Genomic DNA, 25,868 nt, shown 5'->3' with positions numbered 1-25,868 from the left:
CCGGTGCCCCTCCCGGCAAGCTTCGCCCGGTCACGGCACTATGGACGCGGCCTCAAGTGACGTAGCGGCACCGCACGTCCGAGAGCGCGACGACGCGGGCTCAGGCCACGTACGAGCGCGGCACGTCCGAGAGCGCGGGGGCACCGGAACGCACCAGGTCGGCGGCGGCGGCGAGGCGGGCCGCGGCCTCCCTGGCAAGCGGCTCGGTGATGGTGAACGGGAGCCGTACGAAGCCCTCGAAGGCCCCGTCGACCCCGAAGCGCGGCCCGGAAGGCACGCGCACCCCGACGCGTTCGCCCGCCTCGGCGATCCGCGAGCCGGACAGCCCGCCGGTGCGCACCCACAGGGTGAGGCCGCCGTGCGGGACGGTGAACTCCCAGTCGGGCAGCTGGGCGCGCAGCGCCGCGGTGAGCGCCTCGCGGTTCTCCCGCGCGCGGGCCCGGCGCAGGGTGACCGCCTGCTCCCAGCCGTCGCCGGTCAGCAGTTCGGTGACGGCGAGCTGTTCGAGCACGGGGCTGCCCAGATCGGCGTAGGCGCGGGCCGCGGTGAGACTGCGGATCACCTCGGGCGCCGCCCGCACCCAGCCGATGCGCAGGCCGGCCCAGATGGACTTGCTGACCGAACCGACGGTGATGACGGTGGAGCCGCCGGTGTCGAACGAGGCCATCGGGGGCGGAAGTTGGCACTCCGGCGCGTCGGTGCTGAGGGCTCGCGTCGAGCCGGGCGGGCCCATCGGGAGGTCGGCCATGGTCTCGTCGGCGATCAGGATGGTGCCCGAGTCGCGGGCCGCCGCCACGAGTTCACGGCGCTGCTCGGCCCCGGCCAGGGCGCCGGTGGGGTTGTGGAAGTCTGCGACGACGTAGGCGAGCCGGGGCGCCGCCTCGCGCAGCGTGCGGTGCCAGGCGGGCAGGTCCCAGCCCGCGAGCCGGTCCGCCATGGGGACGGGCACCAGGCGAGCGCCCGTCTCACGCAACAGCTGGAGCACATTGGCGTAGGAGGGGTGTTCGACAGCGATGCGCTCCCCGTGCGGGGCGAGCATCCGGGCGAGGGCGCCGACGCCGCCCATGGCACCGGTGGTGACCATGATCTGCTGCGGCATCGTCGGCACACCGCGCTCGGTGTAGCGGTCGGCGAGTGCCTGACGCAGGACGGGCAGCCCGGCGGGGTAGTCGCCATGGGTGTGGGCGTAGGGCGGCAGCGCGGCCAGTGCGCCCTGGAACGCCTGGGTGAGGTGCGGTTCGGGCGCGGGGAGCGCGGCACAGCCCAGGTCGATGACGGTGCCCTCGCTGTCCGGCGGAAGCGGGTCGAGGCCACGGGTGGGCAGTGGCTTGCCCGCGGGCACGGCGGTCCAGCTCCCGGAGCCCCGGCGGGACTCCAGGAAGCCGTCGGCGCGCAGCGCCTCGAAGGCAGCCGCGACAGTGGTGCGGCTGACGTGGAGCGCCGCGGCCAGCTCGCGCTCGGCGGGCAGCCTGGTCGCCACGGGGATACGCCCTTCGAGGACGAGGAGGCGCAGGCCATCGGCCAGGGAACGGTAGGCGGGCACCTTGCGCGCGGTAGGAACCGCGGCGGACCGACCGCCGTCGGCGGCCTGCGCGGCGGCCTCGCCGTCGAGTCCGCGGCCGTAGTGCGCACGGCCGTCCTGCCCGCGCCGGCCAGGGTGTTGAGAGCTGAGGAGCCGCGCGAGCTGGGGAGCGCCTACTGCGGAGTTCCACTGCGCCATCTGGTCAGTCCACCTTCCCTGGATTGGCCGTAGAAGTGGCCTGCTTCCTGCCCACAGGATGCCATGAGTCAAGGGAGTGGCACGAGAGAGGGGTAGTTCTTTGTCCGGCTTGAGGGGTTCTGGATTGAGTGGTTCCGGCCCGAGTGGTTCCGGCAGTCACCTGGTCCGCCGGCTGGTGCAGCTGTACGTGGGTCTGCTGCTCTATGGAGCGAGCGCGGGCCTGATGGTGGGCGCGGGGCTGGGGCTGGATCCGTGGGACGTCTTCCACCAGGGCGTCTCGAAGCTCACGGGGCTCTCGATCGGTACGGTTTCGATCATCGCGGGTGCCGCCGTACTGCTCCTGTGGTGGCCGATGCGGCAGCGCCCCGGCCTGGGCACCGTCTCCAACGTGTTCCTGGTCGGCCTCTCGATGGATGCCACCTTGTGGCTCCTGCCCGAGCTGCGGGCGCTGGCCCTGCGCATTCCCCTGCTGGTGGCCGCCGTGGTACTCAACGGCCTGGCGACGGGCCTCTACATCACGGCCCGCTTCGGCCCCGGCCCCAGGGACGGCCTGATGACCGGCCTCCACAAGGTGACCGGCAGGTCCATCCGGCTGGTGCGGACCGGCATCGAGCTGACCGTCCTGGCCACCGGCATGCTGCTGGGCGGCTCGGCGGGCGCGGGCACCGTCCTGTACGCGCTGGCCATCGGCCCCCTGTCCCAGTTCTTCCTCCGGTTCTTCACCGTCCCGGCCGAGGACGACGACTCGCGGGTGGTGGCGCGCGGCCCGGCGCGCCGCGCGATACTGCGGCGGTGACGAACGTACGGCCGAACGAGCGCCCCTCCCCCGCCTCGCTCCACCCCTTCCTGGCGCACCCGGCCCCGCTGGCCTTCGCCCACCGGGGCGGCGCGCCGGAAGAGGGAGCGGGCAGCCGTCCCCCGGAGAACACCTGCGCGGCGTTCGCCCGCGCGGCGCGCCTGGGCTACCGCTACATGGAGACCGACGTGCACGCGACGGCGGACGGCGCCCTGGTCGCCTTCCACGACGCGACGCTGGACCGGGCGACCGACGGCAGCGGCCCGCTGGCCCGCCTGTCCTGGGCCGAGGTCAGCAGGGCACGCGTCGCGGGGAGCGAGCCCGTACCCCTCTTCGCGGACCTGCTGCGCGGCTTCCCGCAGGCGCGCTGGAACGTGGATGTGAAGGCGGAGGCCGCGCTCGTGCCTCTGCTGGACCTGGTGGCGGCCGAGGACGCCTGGGCGCGGGTGTGCGTGGGCTCCTTCGACGAGCGCCGGGTGCGCCGCGCACGAGCGCTGGCCGGACCCCGGCTGCTGACCTCCCTCGGCACCGGCGGCGTGCTGGGCCTGCGCATGCGGGCCTTCGGCCTCCCCTGGCGGCTGCCGCCGGGCGCCGGCTGCGCACAGGTGCCCGAGCGGCACGGCAGGGTCCGGGTGGTGGACCGGTCCTTCGTGCGGGCGGCGCACACGCGCGGCCTCCAGGTGCACGTGTGGACGGTGAACGAGCGCGCGCGTGCCGAGGCGCTGCTGGACCTGGGGGTGGACGGGATCATCACGGACCGCCTGGAGATGCTGCGCGAGGTGTTCGAGCGGCGGGGCGCCTGGCCGCAGAACTGACGCGGGTACCGCGCGAGAGCCCTTCACGGCGAGCACCCGACTCACCCTGTGCCGCCCTCCAGGGTGCGATCCAGGTAGCCGCCGACCGCGTCGGCGAAGCCCGCCGGGTCGTCGGCGTAGAGCCAGTGGCCGCAGCCGGCGAGTTCGACCAGTTCGGTGTGCGGGCGCCCCTGGACCATCCGGAGCGCGGTGGGCGGGGTGAGCATGAAGCTGTGTTCGGCGCGCAGCAGCAGTGCCGGCTGCCGGGAGGCGAGCCAGTACGCGGTCAGATCGCCCTCGAAGGCGCGCTGCGAGGCCATCATGGCGTCGGTGTCGAAGAGCAGGCCCCAGCCGTCCGCGAACTCCGCGGCGCTGTCCAGGAAGTAGCCCGCGTCCGGGATGCCGTGCTCCTCGATGGCGGCGCCCAGCGCCTCCCGGCTGGGGGCGCGGCGCGGCCAGCCGGAGCAGTCGAGGACGGGGTGGGCCTCCGGCTCCTGGTTGAGCACCGTCATGTCGGCGACGAGCAGCGCCGCCACCCGCTCGGGAGCGCGGGCCGCCAGGACGAAGGCGACAACGCCGCCCATGGAGTGACCGAGCACGGCGGCGCGCGGGATACCGAGGGCCTCCAGCAGCCCGGCGGCCTCGTCCGCGTAGGCCTCCGGGCGCAGGTCGACGGCGGGGGCCGAGAGGCCGTGTGCGCGCTGGTCGGGCGCGATGACCCGGTAGCGGCCGGCGAGGGCCCGGGCGAGCGGGGTGAAGATGGTGCCGCGCCCGAAGTGCCCGTGCAGGGCGAGCAGTACGGGCCCCGTTCCGCCCGAGTCCAGGTAGGCGACGCGACGCCCGGCGACGGTGGCGATGCGGTAGTGCTCGGCCTCGGTGCCGGCCAGCGGGTCACGGAAAGGGGGCATGGCGAACGGGCTCCTTCGCTGCGGGAGTTGACGGGACGGGTGGCGGCGCGCCTACCACTCGGCGGGGCCGAGCGGGCCGGCATGCCGTGCCGCAGGCCGAGACGCCACGGCTTTCCCCTGTGACACGGGCACGCGCTGTAGTCTCCCCCGGAACGATTTCGAAGATCGTTCCGGGCGGAACGGGGAGGACCGGGGATGGGCACGAGCACACAGGAAGCACCGGAGGAGGGTGCCGAAGCGGAGGACGCCGGGACCGGGGACTCCGCCGCACTTCGGGAGCGACGGCGCGAGCAGCGCGGCTGGTACTTCTACGACTGGGCGAACTCGGTCTTCTCCACGAGCGTGCTCACGGTGTTCCTCGGCCCGTATCTGACCGAGGTCACCAAGGCGGCGGCCGACGCGGACGGCTATGTGCATCCGCTCGGCATCCCGGTACGCGCCGGCTCGTTCTTCCCGTACGCGGTCTCGGCCTCGGTGTTGCTGTCGGTGCTGGTGATGCCGCTGGCGGCGGCGGTCGCCGACCGCACGGGCCGCAAGAAGCCACTGCTGGGAGCCGCCGCCTACCTGGGCGCCGGCGCGACGACGGGGATGTTCTTCCTGGACGGCGAGCGCTATCTGCTCGGCGGCCTGCTGCTGGTGGTGGCGAACGTGTCCTTCGCCGTCTCGGTGGTGCTCTACCACGCCTTCTTGCCCCAGATAGCCCCGCCCGAGGAGCGGGACGCGGTCTCCTCGCGCGGCTGGGCGTTCGGCTACGCCTCGGGGGCGCTGGTACTGGTGGTGAACCTCGGGCTCTTCCTGGGCCACGAGTCGCTGGGCGTCAGCCAGTCGACGGGGGTACGAATATGCCTGGCCTCGGCCGGCCTGTGGTGGGGGGCCTTCACGATCGTCCCGCTGCTGCGGCTGCGCGAGCGCCCGGCGTCGGGCACGCACGGCCCGCCCGGGCGCACCGCGCTGGGTGAGGGGTTCAAGCAGCTGAGGGGCACGCTGCGGGAGCTGCGCCGCTATCCGCTGACGCTGCTGTTCCTGCTGGCGTACCTGCTCTACAACGACGGCATCCAGACGGTGATCACCCAGGCCTCGGTCTACGGCTCCGAGTCGCTCGGCCTGGAGCAGACGACGCTGATCGGGGCAATCTTGCTGGTGCAGCTGCTCGCGGTGGCGGGTGCGCTGCTCCTGGGCAGGCTCGCGGCCCGCTTCGGCGCCAAACGGACCATCCTGGGTTCGCTGGCGGCCTGGACGGTGGCGGTGAGTGCCGCGTACTTCCTGCCGCCCGGGGAGCCGGTGTGGTTCTACGCGCTCGCCGCGGGGATCGGCCTGGTGCTGGGCGGCAGCCAGGCACTCTCCCGCTCCCTGTTCTCCCAGCTGGTGCCGGCGGGCAAGGAGGCGGAGTATTTCGCGCTGTACGAGGTGAGCGACCGGGGCACGAGCTGGCTGGGACCGCTGCTGTTCGGGCTGACGTACCAGCTCACGGGTGATTACCGGTACGCGATCTTGTCGCTCGTGGCCTTCTTCGTACTCGGTTTCGCCCTGCTTGCGCGGGTACCCATAGGACGAGCGACAGCCGCCGTGGGCAACGTGGCGCCGGGCCGGATTTAGACCTCCGCGCGCCGGGCCGGTAGTGTACGCGTTTGGCTCACCGGATGGACCGTTACTGCACGCTAAAGAGATGCGAACAGTGGGTGACATCTCCTGTCAGTTGTGACAAACCGGTCACCGGGGGGTACCGCAGATTCAACGAAGCGGCGGAATACAGAGAAGGCAGCGGCGCACAGCGGCACCCTCAGGGGTGACGATGGGTAAACGGGTGGGCGCATGTCCCGATACGGGAATCTTCACCGCCGACCGGACGTTGACCGGATGACGACGACAGCGACACCTGTCCTGTGGGCGACCAGCCCGGGAGGCACGAATTCATGAGTGAGCGAGCTCTTCGCGGCACGCGACTCGTGGTGACCAGCTACGAGACCGACCGCGGCATCGACCTGGCCCCGCGCCAGGCCGTGGAGTACGCATGCCAGAACGGACATCGATTCGAGATGCCGTTCTCGGTAGAGGCCGAGATTCCATCCGAGTGGGAGTGCAAGGTGTGCGGCGCACAGGCACTCCTGGTCGACGGCGAGGGTCCGGAGGAGAAGAAGGGCAAGCCCGCACGTACGCACTGGGACATGCTCATGGAGCGGCGCACCCGTGAGGAGCTCGAAGAGGTCCTCGCGGAGCGGCTCGCGGTGCTGCGTTCCGGCACGATGAACATCGCGGTGCATCCTCGAGACGACAGCGGCGGGAGCAAGCGCAAGTCCGCCTGACCCGGCGGCCTCGCGCCGAGTGAGAACAGCGAGAGGGCCTGAGACCACGTGTGTGGTCTGAGGCCCTCTCGCTGCGTTGTGCGCGGGGTGCCGCGAGCGGCGCGGGGGCAGCCGGCCGATCGGGCCGGCAGGGCCCCTGGTCAGCGGCGACCCTGTCAGCCCCGGCTCTGTCAGTGGCGTCAGTCCCGGCCCTGCTCGTCGTCCCGGACGACCTCGCCCTGGACGACCTTGCCGTCCGGGCGGTGAATACGGACCTGCTCCTCGGCGCCGCGCGCCTGCTGGTAGGCATCGCCGAGAGAGCCCGGCTCGAAGTCGCTGCGACGTTCCAGATAGCGCTTGGTGCTGCCGCGCAGCAGCTTCGCCGTGGGCGGGAAGAGGCACAGCAGCCCCGCGGCGTCGGAGACGAGGCCCGGGATCATGATCAGCAGACCGCCGAGCATCGCCATGCCGCTGCCGCGCCCGGCACGACCCTCGGCCTCCGGCCGGGGTTCACCGCCGCCGGCCTGCTCCTGCGCGCGCTGGACGGACTCCGCGAGATTCCGCCAGGCCCTGCGCCCCGCCCGCTTGATCACCGCGGAGCCGATCAGGAAGCCCGCGACGAGCACGATGAGCACGATCAGCCCACCAGCCGCGTCCGCGAGCAGCGTGAGCAGCCAGATCTCCAGCACCACCCAGGCTGCGACGCCCAGCGGCAACAGCGTACGGCCCTTGGAGCGGCGCCTCGGCCCCTCGGGGCCCTGTCCCGGCCCTCCGGGGCCACCGGTGCCGTCGCCCGGCTCCTGGCCGGAGGGCTCGTAAGGGAAAGGTGCGCGCGTCGTCATGCCTCAAGTGTGCCTGGCTCAGGTCTGACGGCGTCCGCGGACCTTCTTCACGCGGTCCTCAAGGCCCCAGGCCGCGATGCGCCACAGCGCCTCGGCCATGATGTCGCGGCTCATCTTCGAGTCGCCTCGCTCGCGCTCCACGAAGGTGATGGGAACCTCCACCACGTGGTATCCGGCGTGGACGGTGCGGCGGGTGAGGTCGACCTGGAAGCAGTAGCCCTGGGAGGCGATGGTGTCCATGTCGATGCCCTCCAGCGTCTCCTTGCGGAAGGCGCGGAAGCCCGCTGTCACATCCCGCACGGAGACGTCCAGGAGGAACCGGGAGTAGGTGCTGGCACCCCGCGAGAGGAACTCGCGCGACTTGGGCCAGTTGACGATTCTCCCGCCGGGCACCCAGCGTGAGCCGATGACCAGGTCGGCGCCGGCCAGCGCGGTGAGCAGCCGGGGCAGTTCCTCGGGCGGGTGGGAGCCGTCGGCGTCCATCTCGACGAGCACGCCGTAGCCGTTGTCGATGCCCCAGCGGAAGCCCGCCAAATAGGCGGCGCCGAGGCCCTCCTTGCCCTTGCGGTGCAGGACGTGGACCTGCTCGTCCTCCCCCGACAGCTCATCGGCGATCTTGCCGGTGCCGTCGGGGCTGTTGTCGTCGGCGACGAGGATGTGCGCTGCGGGCACGGCGGCACGCACCCGGGAGACGACGGGCTTGATGTTGTCGGCCTCGTTGTAGGTCGGAATGATGACCAAGGCCGTGCCGAGCGGTTCGTAGCGCCGCTTTCCGCCGTCCTTCACTGGTGCTGCCCCTCCGGTCGTGCTGGTCGGTCTTGCTGCCCCGTGCCGGGCTCCTGTGAGCCGGCTGCGCGCCGCCTGCGGCCGAGGATCCAGGCCCCCGCGCAGGCGAGCACGCCCACGATAGCGATCACCTGCTCGGGCACGGCACCCACGCGGTCCGCGACGGTGAGACCGTCACGCAGCGGCAGGTCGGCGGTGAGGACGTCCCGGGTGAACTCGTCCGTACGCTGTTCAACGGTGCCGTCGGGCGCGACGACGGCGCTGATGCCGCTCGTCGCCGCCGTGACCACGGCGCGGCCGTGCTCGACGGCGCGGAGCTTGGACATCACCAGCTGCTGCTCTGGCTGGCCCGTCCTGCCGTACGTGGCGTTGTTGGTCTGGACGACCAGCGCGCGGGCGCCGTCGCGCACCGTGTCCCTGGGGATCTCGTCGTAGGCCACCTCGAAGCAGATCACGTCACCGAGGCGGGCCGGGCCGGTCTGGAGGACGCCGGTGTGTTCACCGGGGTAGAAGTCCCTGGGGACCTGCTGGAGGCGCGTGATGACCTTGCTGAGCTGCTTGCGGAAGGGGACGTACTCGCCGAACGGCACCGGATGCTGCTTGGTGTAGGAGGCTCCGGGGCCCTTCTTGGGGTCCCAGACGATGCCCTGGTTCTCGACATAGCCCTCCTTGGTCGGGTGGTCGACGAGGGCGCCGACCAGCACGGGAACGCCGACGGCCTTGACGGCCTCGTCGATACGGCGGCCCGCCTCCGGCCACTTGTAGGGGTCGAGGTCCGAGGCGTTCTCCGGCCAGATCACGAGGTCGGGCTTGGGCTCCTTGCCCTGCTTGACGCGCTCGGCCAGGTCGAGGGTTGCCTTGACGTGGTTGTTGAGGATCTTCATGGGGCGGCCCAGGAAGTCCATGCCGGGCTTGGAGACGTTGCCCTGGACGACCGCGATGCGCACGTTGTCGTCCGCCTTGGTGGGGACGGGCACGGCGAACCCTGCGGCGGTGACGGCGGCGGCCAGCACGAGCGCTCCCGCTGCCGTGCCGTAGGCCCGCCGGGTGCGGGCGGCGGACTCGGCGCGCAGGCGCCAGGCGGCCAGCGCCACGGCGGCGAGCAGCGTGCCCGTCAGCGCCACGGCGAAGGTGACCAGCGGCGCGCCCCCGAGCGCGGCGAGCGGCGTATAGGGAGAGCCGCTGTTGGCGAAGGCGAGCCGTCCCCAGGGGAAACCGCCGAAGGGGAGCCGGTCGCGCAGGAATTCCTCGGTGACCCACAGGCAGGCGCCCCACAGCGGCCAGGCGGGCAGCCGGGTGGCGACGGCGAAGGCGGCGCCGAGCAGGGCCACGAACAGGGCCTGGATGAAGGCCAGTCCGATGGTCGCGTCCCATCCGACGACGTGCAGCCACTTCAACAGGAAGAGGAAGAAGGGCAGGCCGAAGGCGAATCCGCTCCAGGCGCCCTGGCGGGCCGTACGGCCGCGCACCAGCAGGCTGAAGGCCACGACCGCGACAAGGGACAACGGCCAGACCCCGTACGGGGGGAAGGCCAGCGCGAGCGCCAGCCCGCTGAGCACGGCCAGCGCCGTACGGGGTGCCTCGCGCCGTGCGAGCGCGGCCAGCCGCCGCCTGCGGGTGGGGCGCCCGCCTCCTGGTGGAACGTTCCCGTCCGCCGGCTCTTCCGGTGGCGCCGCGCCGTCCGGCTCTTCCGGGCGCGCTGAACTGTCCGGCGCGCTGGGGGGCGCGGCGGCAGCCGCCTTCCGCTCCCGGGGTCCGCCCGGGGCGGAAGCGGAGGTGGTATCGGGGCCCGGTGCCAAGGTCGCAGCCTTCCTTGCAGGTCGTGCGGTAGTGCAGTGACCGTACAACGCGCGGGGGGCATGGCGGAGCGCGGGATCGTAAAGCTGTGGAAAGCGAGGGAAGTGCCTGGTGGCGCGCTTAGCGACCGTATTGATCGGGTCTGCCTCGATCGGGTCTGCCTCGATCAGGTCCGTGTCCTCGGGACCCCTGGGATCTGCGGATCGGGGCCCGGCGCCCTTCGGTCCGACCTGGGACCCGCTGGCTGCGGATCGTCCGAAAGCCGTTGTCTACTGAGCGTCCGGGCCCCGTCCCGGGTCACACCCGCCGACCAGCCGACAGCTTCCGCCCCCGTGCCGCGGGCGCTGGACCTGGCTCCCAGTGGTGGTGCGCCGGTGCGGCACACCACCCCGTGGCCCAGCGGCGTTCGACGACTGCGCGGAAGTTCCCCGGTCGGACGTCCTGTGGTGGACGCGGCCGAACCTACCCGGCCACGGCGGTTTTTTGTCAACAGCCCGGTGGCCTGGGGTGTTTCGGCAAATCAGCAGGTCAGTGCGGAGGGGGTGGCGCTCCGGCGACAGGCCGAGGGGGTCTCGTTCGGCCGTATCACCTTCGTCTACATCACTCGTCCGGCCGTGCGTAGACCGCTTGTCCGCCGATCACCGTCCGCAGACAGACCGGGACTTGGGTCCCCGGCGTCAGATCGGGCAGTCCCGGGGTGCCCGAGCGCGAGTCGGTCGACCAGTTGGCGACGCGGGTGTCGGGGGTCTGGACGATGAGGGGCCCGGTGCGCCAGAGCGCGTAGTCGGCCGGGGCGCCGGGGGCCAGGACCCCGGCGCCGTCCTGGCCGATGGCGCGCCAGCCGCCCCGGGTGTGCGCGGTGAACGCGCCGCGTACGGAGATCCGGTGGCGAGGGGTGCGGTGGAAGGCGGCGGCCCTGACGGTCTCCCAGGGGCCGAGGGGGGTGACGGGACTGTCGGAGCCGAGCGCGAGGGGGACGCCCGCGCGCAGGAGGTCCGCGTACGGGTTGAGTCCGGCGGCGCGCTCGGCGCCGAGGCGGCGCGCGTACATGCCGTGTTCGCCGCCCCAGGCCGCGTCGAAGGCGGGCTGGACGGAGGCGGTGAGGGCGAGTTCGGCGAAGTCGGAGACGGTGCGCGCGGTCAGCATCTCGGCGTGCTCGACGCGGTGTCGCGCCGCACGGACGCGGGCGAGGCCTACGCGCTCGGCCGCCGCGCGGGTGCCTTCGGTGACGGCCTGGACCGCGGCGTCGCCGATGGCGTGGAAACCGGCTTGGAGGCCCGCCTCGGTGCAGGCGGCGACGTGTGCGGCGACGGCCCCGGCGTCCAGGTGGGCGCTGCCGGTGGTGTCCGGCGCGTCCGCGTACGGCGCGCACAGGTGTGCCGTGTGGGAGCCGAGGGAGCCGTCGGCGAACAGGTCGCCCGCGGCGCCCAGGGCACCCAGTTCCCGGACGCGGGCCGCTTCCTTTGCTGAGGTGACGAGTTCGGCCCAGTATCCGAACACGCGCGGGCCCGGCTCTTCGGCGGCCAGCGCGAAGAGAGCGAGCAGGTCCTCCTCGCTGGAGATGTCGGGGCCCGCGCACTCGTGGAGAGCGCCGATGCCCAGGGAGGCGGCGTGCGCGAGCGCGGCACGCTGCGCTTCGGCCCGCTGGCGGGGCGTGAGGGTGGCGTGCGCCGCCTCGCGGACCGCATGGTGCGCGTCACCGGTCAGCGGTGCGTCCGGCGAGTAGCCCTCGCGGGTGGTGATCCCGGGGACGAGGTCGAGCAGGGCGGTGGTGGCCAGCGCCGAGTGCACATCGACGCGGGTGAGGTAGAGGGGCCTGCCGTCGGCCGCCTCGTCGAGTTCGGCGCGGCTGGGGTGGCGCTGCTCGGGCCAGGCACCGGCGTCCCAGCCGGTGCCGAGCAGGACCCGGTCGTGGGGCCCGGCCTCGGCGTGGGCGCGGATCCGGTCGAGAGCCTCGGGGAGGGTGGCGGCGCCGGACAGGTCGAGTCCGGTGAGCGCGAGCCCGGTCGCCGTGGTGTGCACGTGGGCATCGGTGAAGGCGGGGGTCACGAGCGCGCCGTCGAGGTGCACGGTCTCGTCCACACCGTCGGCGAAGGAGTCGGCGGCCCCCTCCGAGCCGATCCAGGCGATGCTGCCGCCCTCCACGACCATCGCGGTCGCGAAGGGGTCGGCCGGGCTGTGGACCTCGCCGCCGCGCAGCAGGAGAGTGCGGGGTCCGGTCCGGGAGGAGGCTGTGCTGTCGCTCATGGGGACAGTCTCCCGCTCCCGCGGGGCAGGTGGGCCCCGGGGTGCGCGGCGAGGCGCGCGGACGGCCGGTCAGATGCGGGGCGGGCGGGCCTCGTACGGGGTGGAGAGGACCACCGTGGTGCGGGTGGACACGCCGGAGAGGGTGCGGATGCGGGCCAGAAGGTGCTCCAGCTCGATGGGTGTGGCCACCCGCACCTTGAGGATGTAGTTCTCGTCACCCGCGACGCTGTGGCACGCCTCGATCTCGGGCACGTCGGCGAGCCGGTCGGCGATGTCGTCGGGAGCGCTGGGGTCGAAGGGTTTGACGGAGATGAACGCGGTCATCGGAAGGCCCACGGCCTCCGGGTCGACCAGGGCCGCGTAGCCGCGGATGACACCGCGCTGTTCGAGGCGGCGTACCCGCTGGTGCACGGCCGAGGTGGACAGGCCGGTGGCCTTGCCCAGGTCGGTGTAGCTCATCCGCCCGTCCTTGACGAGCAGTTCCACGATCTGTCGGTCCAGTTCCTCCACAGCGGATCACCGTACTGTGCTTGTAGCACTCCGGCACACTGTCCGCGCCCTCCGGGGACCGTGGGGTGCCCTGCCTCGTGACCCGCCGTCCTGTGGGACGCCCGGACCAGGGGGCGGGGCGCGCCATGGTGGGCGGGCGCTGCGCCGGTGACACGGAGACACACGTATGTGACCAAGGACACACTCGTGCTTCCGTGTCCTCCCGAGCGTCGAGATTACGGAAGAGACACGACGGGAAGTGCTTGCTGTGGCCGGAAGCCCAGCCCGGCCGGTTCACCCGAGGGGGAAATCCATGCGCACGATGAAGTCGGTCAATGCTGTTCGCCAGGACGCGGCAGCGGCCTCGGCGCGAAGCAGTCACGAAGGCGTCGAGGGGCCGGTCCCCGATGACGAGGAAACCTATGAGAGCTACCGCGTCATCTGCCCGGACTGCGGGCAGGCGATCGCCATGCTGGCACTGGAGGAGAAGCTGCCGGAGCACGCGCTGTGCGCCTCGAAGTGGGACCCCTTCGGCTTGACGATGTGTCAGGGAGCGGGGCGCCCGGTACGCGAGGCCGCCCCCACGGACGGCGCCGCCCGGGAGCGCGGCATCGCCGAACTGCTGACCCTGCCCGAGGGATTGGACTGGCGCACCCAGCCGTTCTCCCACGCCGGCCGCCCCGACTCCCGGCCGATGCAGGTGATCAGCCAGAGTCACCGCTGACGGGCCCCGGGGCCCGTCAGCCGAGCAGCCGGAGCAGCCGCTACGGCCTGTCCGACGGATCTTTGCGTTGCCCTCTTTCCTGGTGCTGAGTAGGGGCTGCCCGTGCCTGTGCATTGCAGACTGCGGGCGCTCCCCCAAGCTCTTCGAGCAGGGAGGTACCCCCAAGCTGGGCGCGCGGTTCCTCGCGCCCCTGTGGGGCTCACGCCCCGCTCAGCACCCGGGGCCAGTAGTCGCCTTCGAGCATGGCCTCCAAAGTGGCGCGGTGCATGATCAGGTCGTCCGGATCCTCGGGAACGGCCGCCTCGTGGAAATGGACGCGCCGGTAGGCGACGCGGAGCATCACCACGGCGTGCCGCAGCGCCGCGTAGAGCGTGTGGAAGTCCATGTACCGCGGGGTGTGGCCCGTCAGTTCGGTGTAGCGCCGCTCGACGTCGGGGCGGCGCAGCAGCGCGGGAAGCCCCGGCTGCCCGGTGGATTCGGTCAGGTCCTGGAAGAAGCGGTGCAGGTAGACCGCCCAGGCCAGGTCGAGTTCGCGGGGGCCGAGCGCGGCCATCTCCCAGTCGAGGACGGCCACGGGGACGAACCCCTGGAAGACGATGTTCCCGATGCGGGCGTCGCCCCAGCTGAGCACCGTTCCGCCTTCGTCAGCGGGCCAGTTGGCCTCCAGCCACGCGAAGCCGCGCTCGATGACGGGTGAGCGGGCCCGCCCCTGGACGACCCACTCGTAGTAGGCCCGCTGCGCCGCCACATGGCGGCGCAGCGGGGTGCCGGGGCCCCGCGTCCCGAGGAAACCGGCACGCCGGACGGGTGCCTGGTCGTGGAGGCGGGCCAGCAGCGAGACGGTCTCCTGCTGGAGGCGGGCGCGCTCGTCGTCGGACGCCGCGCACAGCCAGTTGCCCTCGTAGGTGTAGGGCATGACGTCGGGCGGGACCCTGCCCTCGACGCGCTCCATGACGAAGAACGGCGCGCCCAGCGGCGCCTCGTCCTCCTCCAGCCAGAGCGTGCGCGGGACGGGCACGTCGGTGTGCTCGGCGATCAGGCGCAGGGTGCGGTACTGCCGGGCCATGTCGTAGCGCGGGAAGACGGTGTAGGCGGCGGGGTCGGCGGCCAGGCGCAGTGCGCAGCCGGTCACAGGCGCGCGTGGGTGGTTGAGGCGGAAGAGGACGGTCTCGCTGGACATGCCGTTGCTCTCGGGCAGCACGGGATCGACGGCACGCGCGCCCGGCAGCCGGGTGTCGAGCCAGGCGTCGATCCGGCGGACGAGCTCGGCCGGGTCGCGGGTGGTGGTACGGGGGCGGGACTCGGAGGCGGTCATGGCCGGTCCTGCCGGTCGTCGGGCGTGTGCCGGGGCGCAGGCGGGAGCGGGGGCGCGACGGAGTCGAATCCGGTGAAGCCGCTGGGGTCGTGACGCCCGAAGGAACCGTGCTCGAACAGCCCGTATCCGGTGCGGCCCTCAAGGGTGAAGCGGGCAGAGTGGTCGGTGACGCCGTAGGCGGCGAGGGGGTGCGCGGAGGGCTCGGACAGGTCGTAGACGCGGCGGTCGCTCCACTCACGGCCCCGCCAGGTGCCGTGCTGCCAGTCGTCGGCGGGCGGATATCCGGCGCCGATGGCCAGCGGTGAGGAAAGGAGGGTCCGCGCGTGCAGTTCGAGGGGTTTGCGGGCCGGGCCCGTCAGGTGGACGACGGCGCTTTCGGGGGTGCGGGTGCCGGGGCGGTAGGTGATGTCGGCCTGTGGCCAGCCGAGTTGGCGGTCGCGGTGGCCTTCGCGGACCTCGACGGCGTCGTTGAGGGTACGGAAGCCGTCGGCGTCCTCCTGGAGGAGCACCATGACGAAGCGGTCCTCGAAGCGGACGGGACACCAGAGCCAGTGGAAGCCCTCGGTCGGGTGTTCGTCGCCCGCCCGGCCCGCCTCCTCGCCGGGTATGGGGCGGTTGCCCCAGCTGCGGTCGCGGGTGCCCGTCCACTCCCCCGCGCTGAGCACTCTCGCCTCGCCCCGGGCCCACAGGGTGCCGGTGACGCTGCCTGCCTGGACGAAGCGACGGGCCTCCAGGATGAGGCGGTCTCCCTTGCGCTGGGTGTGGTGCGGCTCCCACAGGGCGGGGAAGTCCGCGCTCCAGGTGAGGTCGAAGGAGAGCCCGTCGGGGTCCTCGGGGTCGGCGGCACAGCGCAGGCGGAAGCGGCGCAAGGGCTCTTCCACGGTGATGCTCAGCGGTCCGGTCTCCATCCGGGTACGGTCCTCGCCGAGCGCGTCGGAGGCGCGGACGGCGAGGATACGGTCGCCGGTGCGCAAGGTGGCGTAGGCGTCGGTCACTCCGGTGTTCGGGTAGACCCCGAGGCCGGTGATCAGCAGGGCGCTGCCCGCGTGGTCGAAGACGTGGAAGATGCAGCGGTCGTAGGCGTTGCGGTCGCCGGTGGCGACGTGCCGCATCGAGAGCGGCACCTGGTGTACGGGGTACTCGTCGAGGGGGATCGGGCGGTCGTCGGGCACGGTCTGCCTCCCGGTGTCGGCGTGGTCCTGCGGGCCTTGCGGGGCGGGCGGGAGCTGTGCGGGGAGCGGGAGCTGCGCGGGAGCGGGAGCGGTGCGGCGCGCCCGGGGATGGGGCGTCGGCCGGGGGTGCGGGCCCGGTGGGGAGTATTTGACGGTACGTCAGCTCGCGCGGCGGGGCCAGAGTCGTGGCGGGGGTGCGGGGCGCGCGGGGAGCGGGACGCGCACAGGTGCGGGGCGCGGGGCGCGCCGGTGTGGTGCCCCGGCTGTGGAGCCCCCAATTGAGTTGCCGCTGCCAGGGGTTCGGGCCAGGGTGAGCCGGATGACGAAAGTGGTGATCGCGGGGCTGGGGCGCGGGCTGCTCCTGGCCCGCTGGTGTGCGCGGGCCGGGTTCGAGGTGACGGCGCTGTGCGACCCGGATCCCGAGCTCCTGGCGGCGGCCTCGGCCGAGTTCCCCGCTGCCCGTACGGCCCGCCGCTGGGAAGAGCTGGCGGGCGAAGACGTGGCGGCCGTCGTCCTGGCCAACGACTTCGACGCGCACGCCGAGCCCGCCATCGCTCTTCTGCGCCGGGGCGTTCACGTGCTGAGCGAGTGCGCCGCGTGCGTCAGCGAGGAGGAGGGCAGGGCGCTGGTCCAGGCCGCCCGGGAGTCCTCGGCCGACTACTCCTTCGCCGAGAACTACGTCGAGCACCCGCACGTGCGGACCATCGGCACGCTGGTCGAGGGTGGGGAGATCGGCGATGTCGAGCTGATCGAGTGCGACTACGTGCACGGCCTCGCACCCGCCGCGGTGGCCGCGCTGACGGGCGATCCGGCGCACTGGCGCGGACGGATCACTCCGACCGCCTACTGCACCCACACCCTCTCCCCCGTCCTGGACGTCACGGGTGCCTGGCCGGTGGAGGTGACGGCGCACCCGGTGGGGACGGGCGAGCGGCCCATGGCGGTCGTCATGGCCACCCGGCTGTCGACGGGCGCCCTCGCCCTCACACGGCAGACGTTCCTCCAGGGCGAGCCGGACAGCCACTGGTCGTGGCTGTCGGTGCGCGGCACCGAGGGGCTCGCGGAGTCGCTGCGCGCGCCGGGCCGGGACGCGTGGTCGGTGCGGCTGCGCAACGAGCCCTGGGCGCATGGTGGTTCGCTGCGCGACGAGGTGCGCGTCCCGGAGTCCCTACAGCTGTACGGCGAGGCCGTGGATCCGATGGAGGCAGGCACCGCGCGGGTGGTGGAGGCGTTCTGGCGCACGGTGACCGAGGGGGCGCCGCCGCGGGTGCCGGTACGCGCCGCGGTCGCGGCCTCCCTGGTCGGCGTCGCCGGAGCGCACTCGCTGGCGGAGGGCTCGCGTCCGGTGGCGGTGCCGGACGTGGCCGGGTGGTGAGCCGCGCGGGTGACCGGGTGGGTGGCGCGGCGTCGCTCCTGCTCTTGTGACCTGCGGACGGGCGGGTCGTTCGCTTGTGAAAGCACGTCGGCCGGAAGATCCGCGAGGCCCGCGTAGATCCCGTGCGGATGGGGACCCGGGTGCCGAGTACGCCCTGTACGCCGAGGACCCAAGAACGTCGAGGAGAGGGCCATGGCAACCACGAGCACCAGGAGCAGGACCAGCACCAAGAGCGGGACGAGCGGCAAGCGCCGGACGAGCAGCGCACGGCCGACGCGCAGTACGCGCCCGACGAGCAGTACACGCCCGACGCGCGGCGCAGGTGCGAGCGCCGGACGCAAGGCCGGCGCGAGCAAGAACCGTCAGGGCACGGGCAGCCGCACGGGCAGCCGTTCCTCCGACGGTCAGCGCCAGCGCCACGCCGCGCTCGTACGGGAGCTGCTGAAGCACCACGGACAGACCTACGCGGAGGAAGCGGGTATCACCCTGCGTAACACCCCCTCCCCGCTCTACCGCCTTCTGGTGCTCTCGCTGCTGCTGAGCGCGCGTATCCGCGCGGACATCGCCGTCGCCAGCTCGCGCGCGCTCTCGGACGCCGGGATGCGGGACGCGCGGCGGATGGGGGAAGCGACCTGGCAGCAGCGGGTGGACGCGCTCGGCGAGGGCGGCTACCGCCGCTACGACGAGCGCACCGCCACCCAACTCGGCGAGGGAGCCGGGCTGTTGAAGGAGAAGTACGGCGGCGACCTGCGCAAACTGCGCGAGCGGGACGACCCCGAGGCGGCGCTGCGCGAGATGCCGGGGCTCGGTCCGGTGGGGATTTCGATCTTCCTGCGGGAGGCGCAGGCGGTGTGGCCCGAGTTCCAGCCGTACCTGGACCCCAAGGCACTCCAGGGGGCGGGAAAACTGGGGCTTCCCGAGTCGCCGGAGAAGCTGGCAGAGCTCGTCAAGAAGGACGAGCTGGCCTCGCTGGCGGCCGGCCTGATCCGGGCGGCGCTCAGCTCGAAGGTGGTCGACGAGGTGCGCGAAGCGGCAGGCGCGTAGGCGCTTCGGCCGCGCGCGCCGCGGAGGGACACTTGGGGATCGGGCCTCTCTCCGCCTGGCTCCCGGGCGGGGGCCGTCGCCCCGCCCGGGCATCGGACGGGAGTCGCTCGACCCGCGTGAGCTCGGGCAGAGCCCGCCCCTGCGCGGGCTCTGGACTCGTCGGCGCTGCCAGGATCTCCGTTGTCGGGCCGTCTCCCGGGTGAGGCGTCCGGTTGGCCACGTCTCTCTTTGGTCTCCCTTCAGCCGGCCGCCGTTTCTCCTGTACGGCCCGGGGCAAGGGGAGGGCAGCAGCGGCGAGCCAGGGGGGGCGCATGGTCGCGTGGCTGGTGTTCGGGGGAATCTTTCTGCTGGTCATGTTTTGCATCCGGATGTGGAGCAGACCGCCCAACCGCAAAACGCGCAAGTACAGGCGCGGGGGCGCGAGTGGCGGGTTCACCGGGCAGGCATGGACGGCCGGCGAGAGCGGGGACAGCGACAGCGGGGGCGGAGCCTCGTGCGGCGGCGGAGGCGGGTCCTCGTGCGGCGGCGGGGGCGGGTCCTCGTGCGGCGGCGGGGGCGGAGGCGGCGGGTTCTGACTCCCGGCCGGGGCTCACAGCTCGACGAGCGCCTGGACGGGGAGGTGGTCGCTCGGGTATTGCCCGTCCTTGGCGTAGGTGTTCATCGACGCGCGGCGGACGCGGACTCCGGGTGAGGCGAGGATCCAGTCGATGCGGTCGCCGTCGGGGACCAGCGGTTTGTAGCCGTGGAAGGTGGCGTACTGCTTGCCGCGCCGCTCGGCGGTGTCCCAGGTGTCGGTGAGCTTTCCCTTGGCGAGGAGCGTGTCGTAGACGGGGTTGCCGTGTGCGGGAACGTTGAAGTCGCCAGTCACCAGGCGCGGGAGCGCGGTGTCGAGTGCGGACAGGCGTTCGCCGATGAGGGCCGCCGAGCGGTCCCGTGAGGGCTGGCTCTGGTGGTCGAGGTGCGTGTTGAGGTGGTAGAGCTCCCCACCGGTGCGCAGGTCCCGGAAGCGCACCCAAGTGACCATCCGGATCACGGTGTTGCCCCAGGTCGCCGAACCGATCAGTCCGGGCTGATCGGAGAGCCAGAAGTGGTCGTATTCCATCGGAAGCAGCCGCTGGGTGTCGTAGAAGACGGCCATGAACTCGTCACGGCTGCCGCCCGCGCGCCCGGTGCCGATCCAGTCGTAGCGAGGTCTGCCCAGATCGGCCGCGATGTCCTTGAGCTGCGCGTACAACCCTTCCTGAGTGCCGATCAGCTGCGGGCGCTCGCGGCGCAGGAGGGCGCGGGTGACGGGGCGGCGCTCGGGCCAGCTGTGCGGCGGGGTGTCCGAGGCATAGCGGAGGTTGAACGTCATGACGCGCAGCGCGTCGCTTTCCCGCTCCCCGCCCGCCTCCTCACCGCGCGCGTCCCGACCGGCGACCGGGGCCGCCGCCTGGGCTGTGGCGGCCCGCGCGGCGAGGGGCAGCGCGAGGGCAGCGGCGGCGGCCGTGCGGATACCGCGTCGGCGGGAGAAGCGGGATGCGGGCATGGGGGCCTCCGTGAGCAGTGGTCGCGGTGGGTCTCGGGGAGAGTCTCAGACGGGCCGGTGAGGGGGAAGTGGCCCGTGCGCGTACGGACCGGGAACGGGCGGTGGCGCGGCGCCGGTGACGGGCGTTGCGACGGTGAGGGGCGCAGCATCAGTGACGGAAGTGGCGCCGAGGACCGGCCCCGTCACGGGGCGGGATACCGGCGGCGGGCTACCGACGGGGAGGACTGCTCGGGGGCTGCCGGGGAGGGCTGAGTGCCGGGGCGCCGCCCGGTCGGCGGATCGTTCGCCTGCGCGGGACGTGGAACAGGCGGGAGGGGAGCCGGTGTCCGTCTGACGAGGGCAGCCGGACGGGCAGGCGTCCAACGATGGCCGGGCGGCCGAGCGGACGGTCCGTCCGGCCCGGCCGGCCGGGGCCGGTGCCCGCCCGTCCGCTCTCGTCAGCGGGTGCTCTCCGGCCCGGCGAGGTGGCGGGCGATGACCATGCGCTGGATCTGGTTGGTGCCCTCGACGATCTGGAGGACCTTGGCCTCGCGCATGGAACGCTCGACGGAGAAGTCCGCGGTGTAGCCGTATCCGCCCAGCAGTTGCACGGCGTCGGTGGTGACGCGCATCGCGGCGTCGGTGCAGAACAGCTTCGCCATGGCGGCCTGCCGTGAGAAGGACAGGCCCGCGTCGTGCCGTCGTGCCGCCGCGAGGTAGAGGGCGCGGCCGGCCTCGATCTGGGTGCCCATGTCGGCCAGCATGAAGCGCAGCCCCTGGAAGTCGGCGATGGGGCGGCCGAATTGCTCGCGGCCCGCCATGTAGGCGAGGGCCTCGTCCATTGCCGACTGTGCGACGCCGATGGCGCAGGCCGCGATGCCGAGTCGTCCGCAGTCGAGGGAGGAGAGGGCGACGGAGAACCCCTGGCCTTCCTCCCCCACCCGCCGCGCGTCGGGCACGCGTACCCCGTCCAGGTGGAGCTGCGCCGTGGGCGAGCCGTTGAGCCCCATCTTGCGCTCGGGCGGGGCCGCGCTGAGTCCTTCCGCGTCGCCGGGGACGAGGAACGCCGTGATGCCGCGGGAGCCGTCCTCCCCGGTGCGGGCGAGCACGGTGTAGAAGTCGGCGATGCCCGCGTGGGTGATCCACGCCTTGGTGCCGGTCAGCAGCCAGTGATCGCCGTCGCGCAGGGCGCGGGTGCGCAGCGCCGCCGCGTCGGAGCCGGACGAGGGCTCGGACAGGCAGTAGGCGCCCAGCAGTTCGCCGCCGAGCATGGCCGGAAGGTGCTCGGCGCGCTGTTCCTTGGTACCGAAGTGGGCGAGGCCGTGGCAGGCGAGGGAGTGGACGCTGATGCCGAGGCCGACGGTGAGCCGGGCGGCGGCCAGCTCCTCCAGGATCTGGAGGTAGACCTCGTGGGGCTGCCCTCCACCGCCGTACTCCTCGGGGTAGGGCAGGCCGAGCAGCCCGGACCTGGACAAGAGAGCGAAGGTCTCGCGGGGGAAGGTGCCGGTCCGCTCACCTTCGGCAGCCCCGGGCTTGACCTCGCGCTGCACCAGGTCGCGTACGAGTGCCAGCAGATCGCGTGCTTCCTCGGTGGGCATCTCACGCTCCACCGGCCGCGGACCGTACTCCGGCATGGTGCGCTCTCCTTCGTCAGGAACTGCGGCGACGGCGCCTGGGTGTGGTGCCGTGCCGTGGACACGGACCCGCGGGGCGGGGCCGGGATGCCACTGTGCCGTGATACTGCCCCCTCGGGTTACGAGGGCGGCTGACCAGCGGCTGCGGCGAGTTGGAGTATGCCCGATCGGGCGACGCACGTCACCGGCGCACGTGTGTGACCCGCGCCGGATCGGAGCCGCCCGTACGGCAATTGGTCCGAACCATTGACGGGCTGGTCTAGTCCTTCTACATTCCCGTGAACGTAGGACGTACAGATGTGTCCATGCCAGGACGCACAGCACGGCCGCAGCACTCACCCCCCGCACCCCACACGCGAGGAGAACCATGCTCGGACCGGATGAAAGACGCTTACGTTCCACCCACCCGACCCCCGCTCGGCGCGCGCTCCCCAAGCGCCGCAGGCTCTTCGCCTTCCTGGGCGCGGCCTGCGCCACAGTGCTCGCGACGACCCTCTTGTCGGCCACCGCCTCGGCGGGCGAACGGCAGGCCCCCGCCGCACCGTCGAAGTCCGCCACGGCCGCCTCACCCGCGAAGTCCTCCGCCGCGAAGTCTTCCGTCGCGGCGAGCAGGACTGTCGGATACTTCACCAACTGGGGTGTCTACCAGCGCAATTACCACGTCAAGAACGTCGAGACCTCCGGCTCGGCCGCCAAGCTCACGCACATCAACTACGCCTTCGGCAACGTCCAGGGCGGCAAGTGCACCGTCGGTGACAGTTTCGCCGACTACGAGAAGACGTACACCGCCGACCAGAGTGTCGACGGCCAGGCCGACACCTGGGACCAGCCGCTGCGGGGCAACTTCAACCAGTTGCTGAAGCTCAAGAAGAAGCACCCCGGCCTGAAGATCCTTTGGTCCTTCGGCGGCTGGACCTGGTCCGGCGGCTTCGGCGAGGCGGCCAGGAATCCCCAGGCCTTCGCCGAGTCCTGCTACAACCTGGTCAACGACCCGCGCTGGGCGGGGCTCTTCGACGGCATCGACATCGACTGGGAATACCCCAACTCCTGTGGCCTGACCTGCGACACGAGCGGGCGCGACGCCTTCGCGAACGTGCTGAAGGCGCTGCGCGCGAAGTTCAGCGGCAAGCTGGTCACCGCCGCGATCACCGCCGACGCCTCCGCCGGCGGCAAGATGGACGCCACCGACTACAAGACGGCGGCGCAGTACGTGGACTGGTACCTGCCGATGACGTACGACTACTTCGGCGCGTGGGACGCACAGGGGCCCACAGCCCCGCACTCGCCCCTCGGTTCGTACCAGGGCATTCCCAAGGAGGGCTTCAACACCGAGGCCACCATCGCCAAGCTCAAGGGTCTGGGCATTCCCGGCGACAAGCTGCTGTACGGGCTGGGCTTCTACGGCCGGGGCTGGAGCGGAGTCACCCAGTCCGCGCCTGGCGGCAAGGCGAGCGGGCCCGCGCCGGGCAAGTACGAACAGGGAATCGAGGACTACAAGGACCTCAAGACCAGATGCCCGGCCACCGGCAAGGCCGGCGGCACCGCCTACGCGCACTGCGGCAACCAGTGGTGGAGCTACGACACCCCCGAGACCATCGGAACCAAGGGCGACTGGGCCGCCCAACAGGGCCTGGGCGGCACCTTCTTCTGGGAGCTGAGCGGCGACACGGCGAACGGCGAACTGATCAAGGCCATCAGGTGATGACGGAAGTGACCGGACCGGAACGGCGCGTCTGACGCGTCGGGCGCGTACGGCTCGGGCCCGTACAGCTGGCTCGGGGCCCGTAACGCTCGGGCACGTACGGTCGTACGGCCCTGCGGCCAGGTGTGCCGCAGGGCCGTATTCCGCCGCTCCGGAAGGCCGGACCGACGGGTGTACGGATCAGCCGGGGCTCGATCGGCCGTGCCGCCAGTACCCGAAGAACCCGATGTCCGACTTCGGCACTCCGCGCTCGCGCACCAGGTGGCGGCGCAGCCCGGTGGCGAATCCGGCCTCCCCGGCGACCCACGTGTAGAACCGGCCCGGGCGCGGGGACATCTCCTTGACCGCCTCCAGAACCGGTCTACCAGGCAGGGTGTCCGCGCTGTCCCGGGCCAGCCAGTGCACACGCACGCCTTCGGGGACGGTGAGGTCCGTACGGAAGTCCGCGGCTCCGCACACCTCCAGGAAGACCTCGGCGACCAGTGACGCGGGCGCGTGCTCCAGGATGGCCAGGATCGCCGGCACGGCGCTCTCGTCCCCTGCGAGCAGCTGCCATTCGGCATGAGCCGGCGGCAGGTAGGACATGCCCATGTCGAAGATGCCCGCCGGATCCCCGGCCCGGGCGTGCCGGGCCCAGGCGGAGGCCGGGCTGTCACCGTGCAGGGCGAATTCGATGTCCACTTCGCCGAGTTCCGGCCGGGTGCGCCGGATGGTGAAATTCCGCACCCAGGGTCTGCGTGATTTCGGCAGCACGAGCAGCTCCGCCATCCACGCCTCGTTGTCAAAACCCGGCATCCTCAACCCGTCCTGCCCTTCACGGGGAAAGAACAGTCGCACGGCCTGGTCGAAGCCCATGGGAGTCAAGTGCTCCAGGTCGGCGCCGCCGAGCGTGATGGTGGAGAAGGAGGGCGTCAACTTCGTGTTCCTGAGCACCTCCAGCTTGATCATCCGCCGCGATTCGGGGGCGCGCACCTTGGGCAACATGCTTTCTCTCGCGTTCCTTTCGAGTCAGATATCCAGCACGAGCCGGGCGGACAGCGCGCGGGACACGCAGGCATACATGCGGCCGGCGGGAGCGCCGACGTCGTCCCGGTGCTCGGGCTCGCCGTCGACGACGGTGAGTGCGCAGCTGCCGCAGACCCCTTCGCGGCAGCCGGCCGAAACGGGGTATCCGGCGTGGGTCAGGGCGTCCAGCAGCGACTCGTCGGACGGCACCCGAACCGTCCGCCCCGACCGGGTACACACCGCCTCGAACTCCGTGTTCGGAGCGAACGACCTGGCCACCGGGTGGAACCGCTCCGTGCGCAGCCGTTCGGCGGGGAACACGTCCTCCACCGCGGCGAGCAGCGACGCGGGACCGCAGCAGTAGACCAGCGCACCGGGGTCCAGTGCGGAGCCCAGAGCGCCGAGGTCCGGCCTGCCCTGCTGCTTCGTGGGAACGACCCGTACCCGGTCGCCGCAGGTGGAGCGCATTTCGTCGACGAAGGGCATGGTCGCGAGCGACTGACCCAGAAATACGAGCGATGCAGGGATGTCCGACTCGACCGCCGTCCGCAGCATCGGAAGGAGAGGGGTGATGCCGATCCCGCCGGCGAGGAAGAGGTATTCCGGTGCGGGTTCGAGAGGGAAATGGTTCCGTGGCAGCGACACTTCGAGTGTGCGGCCTTGGCGCAGGAACCGGTGAATGTATTCCGAGCCACCCCGGCTGAGGGGGTCGTACCGTATCGCGATGCGGTAGGACTGCCGGTCGGCCGGATCTCCGCACAGCGAGTATTGCCTGGTCAGCCAATTCGGCAGTGCCAGGTCGATGTGCGCTCCCGGCCCCCAGGGCGCGAGCGGGCCTGCGGCGGCGCGCAGTACGAGGGAGACGACGTCTTCGGCGACCTGGTCGATACGGTCGACAGTGGTCTGCTGCATCGGGGATTCCGTTCACCTTGTGGGCCGGCTCGGCCTGGCCCGGTCTGGCTTGGCCGACCTGGCCGGTCTGGCTTGGCCGACCTGGCCCGGTCGGCTCGACCTGGTCAGTAGAGCTTCCGGTAGCCGTCTTCGAGGAGGTGGTCGACAGCGCTCGGATCGATGTCGAGCCCGAGTTGGGCGATGGCGACCTCGCCGGCCGACGGGATTTCCTCAGCAAGTGCCTGGCTCGCGGGATCCCACAGCCTGGAGCGGATGAGCGCGCGGCCACAGTGGAAATAGACCTCCTCGACGTCGACGACGAGCGCCAGCACCGCTTCTTTGGCCTCGGTCCGCATGCGGGCGAGCACATCGGGTTCGTCCGTGGGATAGGCGCGGCCGTTGATCCGCAGCGTTTCCCGTAGTCCGGGGATGAGGAAAAGCAGCCCGATCCCGTCGTTCTCGGCGAGATTGCGGAAGGAATCAGCGATCTTGTTACCCGGCCGGTCGGGGATCGCGAGCGTGTGATCGTCGAGGACCTTCACGAACCCCGGGTAATCACCACGGGGTGAGCAGTCGGCGCGCCCCGCCGCGTCCATCGTCGCCAGCGTCAGAAAGGGGGAATGCGCGATGAAGAGGCGGGAGTAGTCGTCAACGCGGTCGAGGATCTTGGCCTTGGTCATGGCTTCGGGCTCCCCCAGCCGGGCGTGAACCTCGGCCGGCGACACCTGCCGAGGCCGTGTGCTGACATGCGCCATGAAGTCTCCTTCCAGGGAGGGCGGGGCGGGAGCGGAAGGGAGGGGGCAGCGGGGTGGCGGTGGGCGCGCGGGCCCACGTCGGT

At 72.0% G+C, this 25,868-nt stretch carries 22 protein-coding genes; 8 read left to right on the top strand and 14 right to left on the bottom strand.

Translation table 11 applies throughout. The annotated features are described in order from the left end of the window. Positions 1-100 precede the first annotated feature (100 nt). A complete protein-coding gene (gene yczR, locus OHB04_RS37825) occupies positions 101-1,720 on the bottom strand; it encodes a MocR-like transcription factor YczR (RefSeq protein ID WP_326809227.1) in 1,620 nt (539 codons plus the stop codon). 124 nt (positions 1,721-1,844) lie between these two features. On the opposite strand from yczR, the gene yczE reads away from it, so the two are divergent. Together yczE and OHB04_RS37815 are read left to right on the top strand one after the other, a co-directional pair. Further along, a complete protein-coding gene (yczE, locus tag OHB04_RS37820; RefSeq protein WP_326809226.1) occupies positions 1,845-2,516 on the top strand; it encodes a membrane protein YczE in 672 nt (223 codons plus the stop codon). Next, a complete protein-coding gene (locus tag OHB04_RS37815) occupies positions 2,513-3,331 on the top strand; it encodes a glycerophosphodiester phosphodiesterase (RefSeq protein ID WP_326692147.1) in 819 nt (272 codons plus the stop codon). Before yczE ends, OHB04_RS37815 begins: the two co-directional genes overlap by 4 nt. 41 nt (positions 3,332-3,372) lie before the next feature. On the opposite strand, the gene OHB04_RS37810 is transcribed toward OHB04_RS37815, so the two are convergent. Further along, positions 3,373-4,218, bottom strand: a complete 846-nt coding sequence (locus tag OHB04_RS37810) for an alpha/beta fold hydrolase (protein ID WP_326809225.1) — start codon at positions 4,216-4,218, stop codon at positions 3,373-3,375. Between the two features lie 195 nt (positions 4,219-4,413). Here OHB04_RS37810 and OHB04_RS37805 point away from each other — a divergent pair, with 195 nt between their 5' ends. Continuing rightward, positions 4,414-5,814 carry an MFS transporter gene (locus tag OHB04_RS37805; RefSeq protein WP_326809224.1) on the top strand — a complete coding sequence of 467 codons (1,401 nt, stop codon included), beginning with the start codon at positions 4,414-4,416 and terminating at the stop codon, positions 5,812-5,814. Positions 5,815-6,131: 317 nt separating this feature from the next. Further along, positions 6,132-6,521, top strand: coding sequence for an RNA polymerase-binding protein RbpA (locus OHB04_RS37800; protein ID WP_326692144.1), 390 nt, complete (start codon positions 6,132-6,134; stop codon positions 6,519-6,521). Positions 6,522-6,700: 179 nt separating this feature from the next. Here OHB04_RS37800 and fxsA read toward each other — a convergent pair whose 3' ends face one another. From fxsA to OHB04_RS37775, 5 genes are all read right to left on the bottom strand, one after another. After that, complete coding sequence (gene fxsA, locus OHB04_RS37795; protein ID WP_326809223.1) at positions 6,701-7,342, bottom strand: FxsA family membrane protein; 642 nt, start codon at positions 7,340-7,342, stop codon at positions 6,701-6,703. A gap of 18 nt (positions 7,343-7,360) precedes the next feature. Next, positions 7,361-8,128 (bottom strand): polyprenol monophosphomannose synthase, encoded by a 768-nt coding sequence (locus OHB04_RS37790; protein WP_326692142.1) that lies wholly within the window; start codon positions 8,126-8,128, stop codon positions 7,361-7,363. Then, a complete protein-coding gene (lnt, locus tag OHB04_RS37785) occupies positions 8,125-9,927 on the bottom strand; it encodes an apolipoprotein N-acyltransferase (protein WP_326692141.1) in 1,803 nt (600 codons plus the stop codon). The genes OHB04_RS37790 and lnt overlap by 4 nt, the downstream gene beginning before the upstream one ends. 598 nt (positions 9,928-10,525) lie before the next feature. Further along, positions 10,526-12,172, bottom strand: coding sequence for an amidohydrolase (locus OHB04_RS37780; protein ID WP_326692140.1), 1,647 nt, complete (start codon positions 12,170-12,172; stop codon positions 10,526-10,528). Between the two features lie 69 nt (positions 12,173-12,241). Further along, on the bottom strand, positions 12,242-12,682 hold the full coding sequence (locus OHB04_RS37775; RefSeq protein ID WP_326692139.1) for an Lrp/AsnC family transcriptional regulator: 441 nt from the start codon (positions 12,680-12,682) through the stop codon (positions 12,242-12,244). 301 nt (positions 12,683-12,983) lie between these two features. On the opposite strand from OHB04_RS37775, the gene OHB04_RS37770 reads away from it, so the two are divergent. Further along, positions 12,984-13,385, top strand: coding sequence for a hypothetical protein (locus tag OHB04_RS37770; RefSeq protein WP_326809592.1), 402 nt, complete (start codon positions 12,984-12,986; stop codon positions 13,383-13,385). 199 nt (positions 13,386-13,584) lie between these two features. On the opposite strand, the gene OHB04_RS37765 is transcribed toward OHB04_RS37770, so the two are convergent. Together OHB04_RS37765 and OHB04_RS37760 are read right to left on the bottom strand one after the other, a co-directional pair. After that, positions 13,585-14,700, bottom strand: a complete 1,116-nt coding sequence (locus tag OHB04_RS37765; RefSeq protein WP_326809222.1) for a phosphotransferase family protein — start codon at positions 14,698-14,700, stop codon at positions 13,585-13,587. Further along, positions 14,697-15,872, bottom strand: coding sequence for a hypothetical protein (locus OHB04_RS37760; RefSeq protein WP_326809221.1), 1,176 nt, complete (start codon positions 15,870-15,872; stop codon positions 14,697-14,699). Before OHB04_RS37760 ends, OHB04_RS37765 begins: the two co-directional genes overlap by 4 nt. Positions 15,873-16,191: 319 nt before the next feature. Between OHB04_RS37760 and OHB04_RS37755 the strand changes: the two genes are divergently transcribed. Beyond that, a complete protein-coding gene (locus OHB04_RS37755) occupies positions 16,192-17,247 on the top strand; it encodes a Gfo/Idh/MocA family protein (RefSeq protein ID WP_326809220.1) in 1,056 nt (351 codons plus the stop codon). A gap of 438 nt (positions 17,248-17,685) precedes the next feature. Continuing rightward, positions 17,686-18,291, top strand: coding sequence for a hypothetical protein (locus OHB04_RS37750; protein ID WP_326809591.1), 606 nt, complete (start codon positions 17,686-17,688; stop codon positions 18,289-18,291). A 589-nt stretch (positions 18,292-18,880) separates the two neighbouring features. Here the strand turns inward: OHB04_RS37750 and OHB04_RS37745 are convergent. Beyond that, positions 18,881-19,819, bottom strand: coding sequence for an endonuclease/exonuclease/phosphatase family protein (locus OHB04_RS37745; RefSeq protein ID WP_326692134.1), 939 nt, complete (start codon positions 19,817-19,819; stop codon positions 18,881-18,883). Positions 19,820-20,256: 437 nt separating this feature from the next. Further along, positions 20,257-21,432, bottom strand: a complete 1,176-nt coding sequence (locus tag OHB04_RS37740; RefSeq protein ID WP_326692133.1) for an acyl-CoA dehydrogenase family protein — start codon at positions 21,430-21,432, stop codon at positions 20,257-20,259. 367 nt (positions 21,433-21,799) lie between these two features. Between OHB04_RS37740 and OHB04_RS37735 the strand changes: the two genes are divergently transcribed. After that, positions 21,800-23,134: a glycoside hydrolase family 18 protein gene (locus OHB04_RS37735; RefSeq protein WP_326809219.1), complete on the top strand. Its 1,335-nt coding sequence runs from the start codon at positions 21,800-21,802 to the stop codon at positions 23,132-23,134. A 180-nt stretch (positions 23,135-23,314) separates the two neighbouring features. Here the strand turns inward: OHB04_RS37735 and OHB04_RS37730 are convergent, their stop codons facing one another. From OHB04_RS37730 to OHB04_RS37720, 3 genes are all read right to left on the bottom strand, one after another. After that, positions 23,315-24,118 (bottom strand): siderophore-interacting protein, encoded by an 804-nt coding sequence (locus OHB04_RS37730; RefSeq protein WP_326692131.1) that lies wholly within the window; start codon positions 24,116-24,118, stop codon positions 23,315-23,317. 24 nt (positions 24,119-24,142) lie between these two features. Continuing rightward, positions 24,143-25,051, bottom strand: a complete 909-nt coding sequence (locus tag OHB04_RS37725; RefSeq protein ID WP_326809218.1) for a PDR/VanB family oxidoreductase — start codon at positions 25,049-25,051, stop codon at positions 24,143-24,145. 104 nt (positions 25,052-25,155) lie between these two features. After that, the gene (locus OHB04_RS37720) at positions 25,156-25,785 is read right to left on the bottom strand and encodes an MSMEG_1061 family FMN-dependent PPOX-type flavoprotein (RefSeq protein ID WP_326809217.1); all 630 of its coding nucleotides are present in this window, start codon (positions 25,783-25,785) and stop codon (positions 25,156-25,158) included. Between the last annotated feature and the right edge of the window lie 83 nt (positions 25,786-25,868).

Source organism: Streptomyces sp. NBC_01775 (assembly GCF_035917675.1).
Lineage (GTDB): Bacteria > Actinomycetota > Actinomycetes > Streptomycetales > Streptomycetaceae > Streptomyces.
This window is presented reverse-complemented; position numbering and strand designations above follow the sequence as displayed.

Coding starts and splice junctions, on each gene's coding strand:
- OHB04_RS37735 (WP_326809219.1), top strand. CDS start 21,800: ATGCTCGGACCGGATGAAAGACGCTTACGTTCCACCCACCCGACCCCC.
- OHB04_RS37770 (WP_326809592.1), top strand. CDS start 12,984: ATGAAGTCGGTCAATGCTGTTCGCCAGGACGCGGCAGCGGCCTCGGCG.
- yczR (WP_326809227.1), bottom strand. CDS start 1,720: ATGGCGCAGTGGAACTCCGCAGTAGGCGCTCCCCAGCTCGCGCGGCTC.
- fxsA (WP_326809223.1), bottom strand. CDS start 7,342: ATGACGACGCGCGCACCTTTCCCTTACGAGCCCTCCGGCCAGGAGCCG.
- OHB04_RS37755 (WP_326809220.1), top strand. CDS start 16,192: ATGACGAAAGTGGTGATCGCGGGGCTGGGGCGCGGGCTGCTCCTGGCC.
- OHB04_RS37730 (WP_326692131.1), bottom strand. CDS start 24,118: ATGTTGCCCAAGGTGCGCGCCCCCGAATCGCGGCGGATGATCAAGCTG.
- OHB04_RS37725 (WP_326809218.1), bottom strand. CDS start 25,051: ATGCAGCAGACCACTGTCGACCGTATCGACCAGGTCGCCGAAGACGTC.
- OHB04_RS37740 (WP_326692133.1), bottom strand. CDS start 21,432: ATGCCGGAGTACGGTCCGCGGCCGGTGGAGCGTGAGATGCCCACCGAG.
- OHB04_RS37720 (WP_326809217.1), bottom strand. CDS start 25,785: ATGGCGCATGTCAGCACACGGCCTCGGCAGGTGTCGCCGGCCGAGGTT.
- OHB04_RS37810 (WP_326809225.1), bottom strand. CDS start 4,218: ATGCCCCCTTTCCGTGACCCGCTGGCCGGCACCGAGGCCGAGCACTAC.
- OHB04_RS37765 (WP_326809222.1), bottom strand. CDS start 14,700: ATGACCGCCTCCGAGTCCCGCCCCCGTACCACCACCCGCGACCCGGCC.
- OHB04_RS37780 (WP_326692140.1), bottom strand. CDS start 12,172: ATGAGCGACAGCACAGCCTCCTCCCGGACCGGACCCCGCACTCTCCTG.
- OHB04_RS37805 (WP_326809224.1), top strand. CDS start 4,414: ATGGGCACGAGCACACAGGAAGCACCGGAGGAGGGTGCCGAAGCGGAG.
- OHB04_RS37800 (WP_326692144.1), top strand. CDS start 6,132: ATGAGTGAGCGAGCTCTTCGCGGCACGCGACTCGTGGTGACCAGCTAC.
- OHB04_RS37745 (WP_326692134.1), bottom strand. CDS start 19,819: ATGCCCGCATCCCGCTTCTCCCGCCGACGCGGTATCCGCACGGCCGCC.